Consider the following 11,459-nt stretch of genomic DNA (forward strand, 5'->3'; position numbering starts at 1 on the left):
TGTGCGATCGACTACGTTGAGGACATGGGTGGATCCGGAGCGACTCCGGAGCCGCGCGCCTGGGCCGCGTCGGTCGAGGCGGGCCCGTCGGATCCAACCCATCCGTTCGTCGTTTTCCTCACCCTTTCGACCCGCGCGCGATGCCGCGCGCCCCATCCCGGGAGCAGCCCGTGTTGATCCGTCGCCTCGTCGTCGCCGCAGTCGTGGTCGTCGCCGTGCAATGCCCGATTCCCTCCGCCGTCGCGCGCACGGTGGACCACCTCACCGTGACGGTGGCCGACAACCCCGAAGGGGTGATCACGTACACCCTGGCGTGTCACCCCGCGGGCGGCAGCCATCCCGAGCCGCGGGCGGCCTGCGATCGACTGGACGCCACGACCACCGGCGGCCGCGACCCGTTCGCGCCGGTCCCGGCCGGCGCGCACTGCACGATGATCCACGGCGGACCCGCCACCGCGCGCGTCACCGGCACCTGGGCGGGCCGTTCGATCGACGCCACCTTCAACCGTGCCGACGGATGCGAGATCTCCCGCTGGGACAACCTCGTCCCGGTCCTGCCCGAGGCTCGTTGATCCCGCCGCACGCGCGCCCCCGGCCGATCCCGCCCGCCTGCCTCGGGGCATCCGTCGTCCGAACGAACTCCGCGACCGCATAGGAGTGGTGCGCGCCGGCGACGCCCGCGCGGCGGTCGTCTCGGCCTGGGGGAATGCGGCATTAGTGGCAATGTCGCCGCCCGTTCGGCGCGCTCCGGGCGCGCCGGCGGCCGGGGCGTGGTGGAGTCGACGGCGAGCCGGGTCGTGGGCGCGAGGACGAACGCGCCCACGATCCGGACGAAGCGTCGGCGTGACAGGCCCGGACAGGAGCGGTGATGACTCCCGACATCCACATCGAGGACCAGGAGGACCGGGGCGGACGGTGTCCGTTGGGCACATGCTCGTCGCACGCGTGCGGTGGACCCACCGACGAGCGCGGCGTGCCGATGCTCGGCCGGGTGCCCGGGATCGCCGAGGTCGACGACAGTCCGCCCGGGTGCGGCGTGCATCTGGGGGAGGCCCTGGTCACGCGGGACCCGGAGTTGTGGGTCGGCCTGGTGTTCGAGACGCCCGCCGGTGACACCGATCCGGACCGGGACGCGCGGTCGGCGGTGACGGAGTTCGCCGAACACGTCGCCCTGGACGTCCTGGACCAGCGTGCCGAGGCGGTCGAGGACCCGGACGAGGCGGTGCTGCGGCCGGTGGACGCGGACGAACTCGCGCGGGCCGTGGAGTACGCCCTGGCCGCGGTCGGCGTCGCGTAGGACACGTCACCGGCATGTCGAGCGCGTGGTTCCGGGTCGGACCGGGCCTGCCGGCGCCCCGTTCCGGAGCGTCCAGGGGCCCGATCCTCGCCCTGGCCCACCGGTCGCTTCCCCACACCCGGTGATCACACCCGCCCAACGAGCCGGCGACCGGACGGTGACGGGTCGAGGTGGTTCGCGGCCGTGCCCGTGCGCGCGCCCACGCGTGACCGGCGGCCGGTCGGAAGCGCAGGCCTGTGCACGATGGCCGTTGCTGAATTGGCAACGAACTTTGCTGTTCTGCCGGTCGTGGACGCACGCTCGGGGTGGAGGTGATCGCCTTGAGCGATACGACGAACGATGTGCGCGCCACCTTGACCGGCGACGACGATGTGTACGACGTGGTGATCGTGGGTGCGGGTGCGGCGGGGCTGAGTGCGGCCCTCGTGCTGGGTCGGTCCCGCCGCCGGGTGGCGGTGGTCGGCGCGGGCGAGCCGCGCAACGCTCCCGCGGCGCACATGCACGGATTCCTGTCCCGGGACGGGATGGCGCCGGCCGAGCTGTTGGCGGTGGGTCGGGCCGAGGTCGCCGGTTACGGGGTGGACCTGTTCGAGGGCCGGGTGGATCGCGTCGACCCCGGTTTCGTGGTCGGGCTGGACGGCGGCGCGGTGTTGAAGACCCGCCGGGTGGTGGTGGCCACCGGGCTGCGGGACGAGCTCCCCGAACTCCCCGGCGTACGGGAACGGTGGGGCAGGGACGTGCTGTTCTGCCCGTACTGCCACGCGTACGAGGTACGTGACGCGCCCATCGGCGTGCTGGGTACCCACCCGGGGGCGGTGCGGCACGCCTTGTTGTTGCGGCAGTGGTCGCACGACGTCGTCCTCTTCGCGCACACCCTGGACCTCGTCGCGCAAGAGCGCGAACGGTTGGCCGCGCGCGGCGTCACCGTCGTCGAGGGGGCGATCAAGCGCCTGGTGGTGCGGGAGGACCGGGTGCGCGGCGTCGAGTCGGTCGACGGCCGGGTCTTCCCCCGAGGCGCGGTCTTCGTGGTCCCGCGGATGGTGCCGCACGACACGCTGCTCACCGAACTGGGCTGCGCGCGGGACGAGAACGGCTGGGTGAGCACGGACGACGCGGGCCGGACCAGTGTGTTCGGAGTGTGGGCGGTCGGCAACGTCCGCGACCCGAAGGCGCTGGCGATCACCGCCGCGGGGCAGGGCGCGGCAGCCGCGTTCGCCCTCAACCTCGACCTGGTCGCCGAGGACGTCGAGCGCGCCGTGGCGGACCACGCCCCCGCCGAGCACCGGGACCGCTCACACCCGGCTCCCCAACCCGCCCTGTCCGACTGAACATCGGGCGGCGGTGCGCGTGCCGCCGGAGTTCGCGGCAACGCCCGTCATTCCGGTGGAGCCTCTGGTCCACCGGGGAAGTCGCGGCCCCGCACCGGTAGTCGGACCCAGGTCACGGCGTCGGGAGCGGTGCGATGTCGGGTGGGTGGAGTGGCGGTGTCGGTGGTCGCGTACGCCGGCACCGGCGTCTCGGGAGAAGGGGCCTTCGTGACGTGAGGGTGGCGCGGCCGAGAGCCCGGCAAGGGCAATGCTCTTCCCGGAGCGGCGGCCGGGTGCCGGGCAGGAGCCGACACGCCGGAGGCGGCTCGGGCGCCGCGGGCACGGGTGGAGCAGGGCGAGCGTCGATGGTGAACCGCGTCGTCGGGTCGGTGGCGTCCGCTGCCGAGGGCGGCGCGGGCCGCGGTATGCCGGGCGTGATCCAATATGGCGGTGACGACGCACGATGGCACACCCGGCCGTTTCGAGGATGTCGTGGCGGATCGGCTCGTGCGGGCGTACGGCCTCGATGTGGCTGTCGTGGAGCGTGTCCCGTTCGGAGCGGAGACCGACAACTTCTCGGTCCGACTGACGGACGGCGGTCGGGTCTTCGCCAAGGTCTACCGGGACGGCGACGACCTCGATCGGCACGCGGTGCGCCTGGAATCCACGCAATTCGCCCGTACACAGGGCGTACCCACTCCGGCCGTCGTCCCCGACCGCGCCGGACGCACGCTCTCCCGTGAGCCCGGACCCGCCCTGTCCGTCTGGGAGTTCGTCGCCGCGAAGACGTCCACGCGACCCTGGTCCCCGCGGCTCGCCGAGGACCTCGGTCTGACGCTGGGGCGCCTGCATCGCGCCTTCGCCCGGCACCCCGTGGCCCGCCGACTCGTCGCGGTCCGACCACTGTGGTGGGAGCGGGACCCCGCACGCGCGCTCGACATCGCGGACGCGCTGCTGCGCCGTATCGGCGAGCCCCGCACGCAGGCCGACGCCGCGCGACGCGACCAGGTCGCGGTACGCCGGGCGGACCTGGCGGCGCACGCTCCCGGGTTGACCGCGGGACTGCCCCCGGTGTCGACGCAGCCGGTGCACTACGACTTCACCCGTCCGAACGTGCTCGTCGGCCTCGACGACACGGTCGCCGCCGTCATCGACCTGCACGACTGCATCGCCCCACCGGCGTGGGAACTGGGCCGGATCGCGTTCGACCCGCTCACCGTGGCCACCACCGACGACTGGCCCGGCACCGCGCTGACCCTGGTCGCCGCCTACCGCTCGGAGAACCCCGACCTGCCCGCCGACCAGGTCGTCGCGTGCGCGCGGATGGCCCTGCTCCAGGCCATGCAATCGTTCTACGGCGTCCGGGAGCACTACGAACGACCCGATCCCGTGCACCAGAGGGACCTCGACGGCTACTGGCACCGCCGTTGGCAGATGACCCGCCGCCTGCTCGACACCCTGCCCGACATCGAGACCGCACTCCGGACATCCATCCACTGAACGCGACCGTCGCGCACGGCGTGTTCGTCACGTCCGGCGGCTCCCCACCGGCGTCGGCGGCGGCGGACGCGCTCCGGCGGGCGATCCGAACGGCGCGGGTCAGGTGGTGGGTCGGGGGAGGGCGCCGCAGTCGTGGGTGTAGAGCCAGGAAGTGGCTCGGCCGTGGAAGAGGGGGAACGCCACCGGCATCACCAGGTCGCGGACGCGGCGGGCGAGGGGGCCGGCGGTCTTGGCGTCGCGGTTGGCGGAGGCCGACTTGACCATCTTGGCGACGCGGTGCGAGCGGGCGGCGTCGTACGCCGAGAGCGCGGCGGCCGGCGAGGGCCGCGCGGCCAGGCACTGGGCCAGGACCAGAGCGTCCTCCAGGGCCATCGACGCGCCCTGGCCCGCGCCGACGGGGTGTGCGGCGTCGCCGAGCAGTGCGATGCGGTCGTTGTGGCGCAGCGGGATCGCGTCGAGCCGGTGCGTCAGGGTGGGGCGGTGCAGTTCGGCGGTCGCGGCGAGGATCGCGGTCGGGACGCGTTCGTGCCGGTAGAGCCCGGCCAGGCGGTCCAGCCACTCCCGGTCGGCGAGCGCGAGGTCCGGCGGCGCGGGGCAGGAGACCTGGGCGGCCCACCAGACGCGGCCGTCGGGGGCGGTGAGGTGGATGAAGGCGCCGTTGCGGGCGAACGTCATGTTGAAGGCGCCGGGTTCGAGGTCGATGCCCCGGATGGCGCCCGGGGTGACACCGCGGGTGATGCCGTCCGCGATGCCCGAGATGCTGTAGAGGCCGGCGTACTCGGGGATGGGCGCGTGCGGGTCGAGCAGTGAGCGGGTGGTCGACCGGAGGCCGTCCGCGCCGACGAGCAGCGACGCGTGCGCCGTACGGCCGCCGGCGAAGACCGCCCGTACGCCGCTCTCGCCGGCGACCGCGTCGACCAGGCGCTCGCCGGTGACGACTGTCGCTCCGGCCGCCAGCGCCTCCGCGCGCAGTGCCTCGACCAGCGCGCCGCGCATCAGGGTCACGCTGTGCAGGTCGTCGTCGCCGAGCCGACCGCGCGGGACGTCGCCCAGCAGCTTGCCCGAACTCGACCACATGCGCTGGCGCGGCACGGCGAAGCCGGCCCGCTGCACCCGCTCCAGCACGCCGAGGGAGCGCAACACCCGCAGGCCGTTGGACGCCAGGCTCAGGAACGAGCCCACCCGGCCCGCCGGTTCGGCGTACGCCTCGTACACCGTGACGTCCAGTCCCAGCCGGCGCAGGGCTATCGCGCTCGCGGCCCCGGCCACCCCGCCGCCGATCACGATCACGTTCATGCCAACTCCTTGAATTCGGATTCAGTGAATCTCAATTCACCGAACTGGGGTTCACTATGATGACGGGCAGGCCAGACGTCAAGCCCGGGAAGGAGCGCCGGTCGATGGGTGTGCGCAAGGAGAAGGCGGCCGAGACCGAGGCGGCGCTGAAGGACGCGGCACGGCGGTTGTTCGCCGAGCGCGGCTATCTCGACACGAAGATCACCGACATCACGCGCGAGGCCGGACGCGCCACCGGCTCCTTCTACGCCCACTTCGCGGACAAGAACGCCCTGCTCCAGGCCCTGATGCGGGACCTGAACACGCGGGCCGACGCCGAGATCGGCGTGGCGGACCACCCGGCCGATCACGACCTGACCGACCCCGACCAGTTGCGTGAGCATCTGGCCGTCACCTGGCGGGTGATCCGCGAGCATCTGCCGGTGGTGGTGGCGCTGATGCAGACGAGCTTCGCCGGGCCGCCCGGCGAGGGTCGCGCGTGGGCGGGTTTGGCCCGGGAGACCGGCATCCTGCGCGAGCACCTGGAATGGCTCCGCGGGCGCGGTCATCGGCTCCCGGGTGATCCCGAGGTGGTTGCCGCGGCCATGGGCGCGATGGTCTCGATGCTCGGGTTCGCGGTGGTCACCGCGGGCGAGGACGGACCGCGAGCCGGCGACGCGGAGATCGTCGACACTCTCACCGCCCTGCTCCTGCACGGCCTGGCGGGACCCGCGTCCGACGCGGGGTGACCCGCCGCCGATCGGCCCGGACGCCGGCGGCCGAGTGGGCGCGCGGGTCGCGGGCGGGCGTGGTTCAGCGGCCGGGAGCGCCGGCGCGGGTCAGGACGCCGACCGCGGCGGACTTGAGATCCTCCAGCGATTCGTCGAGTGGGAGCGGGAGTTCGCCGGTTTCCGCGAGGCCGCGTTCGGCGTCGGCGAGCGCGGCGGTGACCAGGAGTTGCATCAGGCGCAGGCGGGCGGCGCGGTGCGGGGCCGGCACGTCCGGGGCGCTCGCCGCCAGGCCGGCCGTCAGGCGCGCGACGACCTCGCGGATGCCGCCGGTGACGTCGGCGTCCAGGGGCGGGGCGAGCGGGGTGCCCTCGAGCGTGAAGCGGTGCACGAACCGCGCGTAGTGGCTGTCCCGAGAGCCGGCGCGCACGCGCTCGGCGAGGGGTCGCAGGTAGATGTCCACGAGGGCGTCGAGGTCGTCGCGCCGGTCCTCGGGCAGGTTCGCGAGCAGTTCGAGGCGGCGGTCGTTGAGCGGTGCCAAGCGGTCCTCGTACAGCGCCCGCACCAGCGCGTCGCGGCCGCCGAAGTGGTACTGGACCGCGGAGTTGTTGCGCTGGCCGGCCGCCGCGCCGATCTCGCGCAGCGAGACGGCGGCGACGCCGCGCTCGGCGAACAGGCGCTCGGCCGCGTCCAGGATGCGTGCTCGGGTCTCGGTCTTGACATCCACGCGAGCAGTGTAAGACATTGCGTCTCAACCGATTAAGTCAGAGTGTCTCACGATCATGGCAGGTGTGCCCGTGCTCGACATACGCCCTCTCACCCCCACCATCGGCGCCGAGGTGCGAGGCCTCGACCTGCGCCGCGATCTCGACGCGTCGTGCCACGCCGCGCTGGCGGACGCGCTCCACGAGCACCAGGTGCTGTTCTTCCGCGACCAGCGGATCACCGCCCACCGGCAGCGCGATGTCGCGGCCGGATTCGGCACCTTGCAACACTTCCCGTTCGGCGAACCCGCCGCGCCCGACCTGCCCGAGGTGATGGTGCTCGCCACCGGCGGCGAGGGACCCAAGATCTCCAACGCCGACATCTGGCACAGCGACGCCACCTTCCTGGCCCGGCCTCCGCTGGGCACGATGCTGCGCGCGGTGTCGCTGCCGCCGAGCGGGGGCGACACGCTGTGGGCGGACATGGAGAGTGCGTACCTGTCCCTGTCCGCGCCGATGCGCGCGATGCTCGACGGGTTGACGGCCGAACACGACTTCGCCAAGTCCCGGTCGCATCGCGGCGGCGACAAGGACGCGCTTCCGCCGGTCGTACACCCGGTCGTGCGCACCCACCCGGTCACCGGCCGGCGCTGTCTCCACGTCAACCGCATCTTCACCACCCGGATCCTCGAACTCGGGGAAAGGGAGAACGAGTTGCTGCTGCCGTTCCTGTTCGACCAGGCGACTCGGCCGGAGCACCAGGTCCGGTTCGCCTGGCGGTCGGGCGACATCGCGCTCTGGGACAACCGCAGCACGCAGCACTACGCGGCCTACGACTATCAAGGGCCGCGCGTCATGCACCGCATCGTGATCGAGGGCGACGAGCCCCGTTGAACCGCGAGCCGCGCCGGCCCGTGAGCCGCGTCGAGCCGCGAAGCACGCCGGTCGCGAGCCGCGACCTCGTGCCGGACGGCCGACGGCGCCGCCCCCGGTTGGGAGGGCGGCGCCGTGGACGGCGCGGTGAAGCCGGTCAGGACAGGACGAGTTGGGTCACCGACGGGCCCGGCAGGGTGATCGACAGGCGGCCGTCGACGAGCTGTCGGGGCGCCAGCGGCGTCGGCTTGGTGTAACTGGTGGTCGAACCGTCCTTGAGGTGGCCGGTCGCCTTGGTCACACCGCCCGTCACGGCGATTCGGGCCTCCTGCGGAGTGGTGGACTTGTTGACCAGGACGACCACGTTCGGGTTCGACGACGCGAACACCTCCACCCCCGGCAGGGTGGTCGACGAGCGGACCAGGTTCGCCCCGAAGTGGGCCAGCGCGGTGCCCTCCTGGCCGGTGAAGAAGCCCGCGCCCTGGTAGACGGGCATGCGCTCGTTCAGACCCGCGCCGTTGCGCAACGACGGCTCGCGGTCGGCGTTCGCCTTGTCGTACAGGAGCCCGAGCGCGCCGTTCTTGTCGCCGTAGACATAGCCGCGCGCGCCGGTGCGGGCGAGGTGTCCGAACACGCTCGCCGACCACCAGATGGCGGTGTTGCGGTACTGCACGGGCTCGGTGCCGATGTTGCCGCAACCCGCCGGGTCGGGGTGGATGCCCCAGTCCGAGTTGGTCTCGCCGATCTGGATGCCGATCCGGTCCGCGCGGGCGGGGACGAGCTCGCGCAGCATCGCCCGCACCGTCTCGACGTCCGCGCCCCACCCCGGGGTCGCGGCCAGCAGCGCGGAGTCGCAGGCCGCCTGCTCACCGGCGCCGTACTTGTGGAAGTCGACGAAGTCCACCCGGGACCCGCTCGCCGTCAGGAACGGGCGCAGATAGTCCCAGTTGGGGTCGGACATCGCCGGCCCGCCGACGGTGATGCTCGGGTCGACCGCCTTCATGGCGTCGTAGGCGCTGTTGAACCTGGCCGCGTACACGGTCGGATCCTTGGTCTCCGGCTTGGTGTTGGGCTCGTTGCCCACGATCCAGCGCTTGACCGGGTCGGCCGCGGGGCCGGTGTTGAAGTGGCGCACGATCGCGGCCGCCTCGACCGGGTCCACGGGCACGATGACCACCGGTTGGGACCCCGCGTCCTTGATGGACCGGATCCAGGCGTTCGCCGACACCGACGTGTCGGCGCCGTCCCCGTTGGCGACGATGGCCGAGGTGACGTCCCCCGGGACGGCGAATTTCAGACCCATGCGCATCGAGCCGTAGCGCCCGGCGAGCATCGCGCGGACCTGCGGGTCGTTGGTGAGGTACGAGTGGTAGCCGTAGCCGGTCACGTCCGCGCTGAACGTGTCGGCCGGCACCGGTCGTTGGATGGAGGTCAGGTCGACGGACACGTTGTCGTCGGCGGCCCGCGCGGTCCCGGCGGACAGCGTGCCGGCGGTCAGGGCGAGTACCGCCCCTGCGGCGATGGCTATCGGAATCCTGCGGCGTCGTTTGTCGCGGTGGATCGACACGGAGCATCCTTCGGCGGTCGGAACCGGGCATCGATGTCGCCGGACGCGGGCCGGCGGTCCGCCTCCGGGCCCGGCCGGAGCCTCGCGCCGACGTCTTCCAATCTATGGCCGATCCTGGTTCCACAGATGTTCGCGCGGGCCGCGCGCGAGCGGTCGGGGCCGCCAATCGCTGGGCCTCGACGGCCGATTCGGCCGGCCTGGTCGCGCACGGCGCCGCCGATCGCGAAGTACGGGCCGATTCGGCCCTGTTCGCGAAGACGGGCGTCGGGATCGACCTCGACCGCGGGTGTCGACCCGCCTGCCTCGACCCGCCCGCCTCGACCGGCCCGGTTCGCGCCGGGTCACGATCCGGAACCGACCCCGACCGGCGAGGCCCCCTTCATTCGCCGCGACCGGCACGGTTTCGTTCGAGGTCGCGGAGCCCGGCCCGGGCGGTGTTCGCGGCGGTCTTCCTCGTGCGTGCCCGTTCGTCGGCGTCCTCGTGCGCGCGTCGTGCGTCCCGGGCCTGCCGGTCGAGCCGGCCGGCCGTGTCCCGGGCCTCGGCGAGGCGGCGTTCGAGGTTCTCGGCGTCGGCGAGCGCCTGCCGGTGCCGGTCGCGGGCGGCGTCGGCCCGCTGCTTCAGGGTCCGCGCGGCTTCGCGGGCTTCCTCGGCCGCGGTGTCGGCGGCCTCCAGGTCGGCGCGGGCGCGGGTGAGTCGGGCTTCGCGACGCTCGTGTTCGGCGGCGCGGCGGGTGGATTCGCGGGCGCCGGCGGCGTCGTCCCTCGCGTGACGGGCCCGTCCCTCGGCGCCCTCGCGTGCGGGCGCGCTCGTGCCCTTCGCGTTCGCGCCCTTCCGCGGGCGCGTGGCCTCGGGCGGGGTCGACGTGGTGAGCGAGCCGAAGTCCCCGGTGGGCTCCAGCGCGCCGGCGAGGGCGCCGGACGCCAGGGCCCGGGCCGCGTCGGGGTCGGCGAGGGCGGCGGCGAGGGTGTCCCGGAGTTCACGGCGGGTCGAATCGCCGACGACGGGATGTCCGCGCGTGGCGGCGAGAGCCTGCGCCTGCCGCCCGAGGGCGTCGATCACCTGATGGCGTCGACGGGAGAGTTCGCGCAACTCGGGGCCCTGGAGCTGCCCCTGGGCTTGCCGCATGGCCGCGCCGAGTTCGAGGAACGCGTCGATCTCCGCGCGCTGTTCACGGACGAGCAGGTTCGCCAACCAGGCGGCCAGTACGGGACGCCGCAGCTTGCCGATCCGGTCGGCGACGGCACGGTTCCCGGCCTTGCGGGCCCGAGCGGCGTACGCGTCACGGGCGGCGGTGAACTCGTCGGGCGAGAGCCCGTACAGCTCCCGGGCCACCGCGTCCTCGTCGACGGCTTCGGGCTCGGCGTCGGACCGCTTCGTACTCACGACACCCCTATTGCCGTTTCCGGCGCCCGTTCATCCCCGCCGCATCCCCGATGGCCGATCCGGGCACCGGCTCCGGCGGTCGTCGTGGACCGCCCCGGGCCGGGCGGGAAGGGTGGTCGGTGCCTACGCGCCGGAGTCCTCGCCGGTCCCCCCGACGCACGACGGGCACAGCCCGCGGTAGGTGACCTCGACCTGGGACACCGTGAAGCCGAATCGCTGGTCCGCCGGGAGGTCGGCCAGCGGGCTGCCGGTGGGGTGGACGTCGCGGACGGTTCCGCAGGAGGAGCACACCAGGTGCTGGTGCGGGTGGTGCGCGTTGGGGTCGTAGCGCTTGGCCCGGCCGTCGGTGGAGACCTCGATGACCTCACCGAGGGAGACCAGCTCGCCCAGCGCGTTGTAGACGGTCGCCCGGGAGATCTCGGGCAGCCGCCGCGCCGCGCGGGCGTGCACTTCGTCGGCCGTCAGATGTACGTGGTCGCCGTCGAGGACCTCCGCAACGACACGCCGCTGGGAGGTCAACCGCCAGCCGCGCTCTCTCAGTCGCTCCAGCAGGTCGCTCATATGGGTTCACCTATTCGATTCGGTGGGGTGGCCGAAGTTTACCGGTGGACGTACGGACGTCCGGATTCCGGTTGGGTATGGGTCTGGCGTACATCTTGACTTGGACTCTGTCCATCGTAGGATCGGTTCCGGCGGCAGCCAAGGGGTAGGAAGACCTTAGGGACAAGGGGTACGAAGACCGCATGACGGCAGGAGACACGGACGTGACGCGACCACTACCGAGCAGCCGTGCGGTGCCGGCCTGCGGGTGAGGATCGATCATG

11 protein-coding genes are annotated in these 11,459 nt (G+C 73.0%); 6 read left to right on the plus strand and 5 right to left on the minus strand.

Translation table 11 applies throughout. The features are described from left to right. The first annotated feature begins 170 nt into the window (after positions 1–170). From ACWCPW_RS26685 to ACWCPW_RS26700, 4 genes are all read left to right on the plus strand, one after another. Complete coding sequence (locus ACWCPW_RS26685; protein WP_449764117.1) at positions 171–572, plus strand: SSI family serine proteinase inhibitor; 402 nt, start codon at positions 171–173, stop codon at positions 570–572. 296 nt (positions 573–868) lie between these two features. Then, positions 869–1,297 (plus strand): hypothetical protein, encoded by a 429-nt coding sequence (locus tag ACWCPW_RS26690; RefSeq protein ID WP_449764118.1) that lies wholly within the window; start codon positions 869–871, stop codon positions 1,295–1,297. A gap of 320 nt (positions 1,298–1,617) precedes the next feature. Further along, the gene (locus tag ACWCPW_RS26695) at positions 1,618–2,625 is read left to right on the plus strand and encodes an NAD(P)/FAD-dependent oxidoreductase (protein ID WP_449764119.1); all 1,008 of its coding nucleotides are present in this window, start codon (positions 1,618–1,620) and stop codon (positions 2,623–2,625) included. Positions 2,626–3,054: 429 nt separating this feature from the next. Continuing rightward, complete coding sequence (locus ACWCPW_RS26700; protein ID WP_449764120.1) at positions 3,055–4,104, plus strand: phosphotransferase enzyme family protein; 1,050 nt, start codon at positions 3,055–3,057, stop codon at positions 4,102–4,104. Positions 4,105–4,203: 99 nt separating this feature from the next. Here ACWCPW_RS26700 and ACWCPW_RS26705 read toward each other — a convergent pair whose 3' ends face one another. Further along, positions 4,204–5,400, minus strand: coding sequence for an FAD-dependent oxidoreductase (locus ACWCPW_RS26705; RefSeq protein WP_449764121.1), 1,197 nt, complete (start codon positions 5,398–5,400; stop codon positions 4,204–4,206). 104 nt (positions 5,401–5,504) lie between these two features. Here ACWCPW_RS26705 and ACWCPW_RS26710 point away from each other — a divergent pair, with 104 nt between their 5' ends. After that, the gene (locus ACWCPW_RS26710; RefSeq protein ID WP_449764122.1) at positions 5,505–6,128 is read left to right on the plus strand and encodes a TetR/AcrR family transcriptional regulator; all 624 of its coding nucleotides are present in this window, start codon (positions 5,505–5,507) and stop codon (positions 6,126–6,128) included. Positions 6,129–6,192: 64 nt separating this feature from the next. On the opposite strand, the gene ACWCPW_RS26715 is transcribed toward ACWCPW_RS26710, so the two are convergent. Further along, positions 6,193–6,834, minus strand: coding sequence for a TetR/AcrR family transcriptional regulator (locus ACWCPW_RS26715; protein ID WP_449764123.1), 642 nt, complete (start codon positions 6,832–6,834; stop codon positions 6,193–6,195). A gap of 70 nt (positions 6,835–6,904) precedes the next feature. Between ACWCPW_RS26715 and ACWCPW_RS26720 the strand changes: the two genes are divergently transcribed. Then, positions 6,905–7,705 carry a TauD/TfdA dioxygenase family protein gene (locus ACWCPW_RS26720; protein WP_449764124.1) on the plus strand — a complete coding sequence of 267 codons (801 nt, stop codon included), beginning with the start codon at positions 6,905–6,907 and terminating at the stop codon, positions 7,703–7,705. Positions 7,706–7,841: 136 nt separating this feature from the next. Here the strand turns inward: ACWCPW_RS26720 and ACWCPW_RS26725 are convergent, their stop codons facing one another. The 3 genes from ACWCPW_RS26725 to ACWCPW_RS26735 all read right to left on the minus strand — a co-directional run bounded on the left by ACWCPW_RS26725 (position 7,842) and on the right by ACWCPW_RS26735 (position 11,196). Next, positions 7,842–9,251 (minus strand): GH39 family glycosyl hydrolase, encoded by a 1,410-nt coding sequence (locus tag ACWCPW_RS26725; protein WP_449764125.1) that lies wholly within the window; start codon positions 9,249–9,251, stop codon positions 7,842–7,844. A gap of 379 nt (positions 9,252–9,630) precedes the next feature. Further along, positions 9,631–10,635 (minus strand): hypothetical protein, encoded by a 1,005-nt coding sequence (locus ACWCPW_RS26730; protein WP_449764126.1) that lies wholly within the window; start codon positions 10,633–10,635, stop codon positions 9,631–9,633. A gap of 123 nt (positions 10,636–10,758) precedes the next feature. After that, positions 10,759–11,196 carry a Fur family transcriptional regulator gene (locus ACWCPW_RS26735; RefSeq protein ID WP_449764127.1) on the minus strand — a complete coding sequence of 146 codons (438 nt, stop codon included), beginning with the start codon at positions 11,194–11,196 and terminating at the stop codon, positions 10,759–10,761. Positions 11,197–11,459 lie beyond the last annotated feature (263 nt).

This window comes from Embleya sp. NPDC001921 (genome assembly GCF_053594475.1).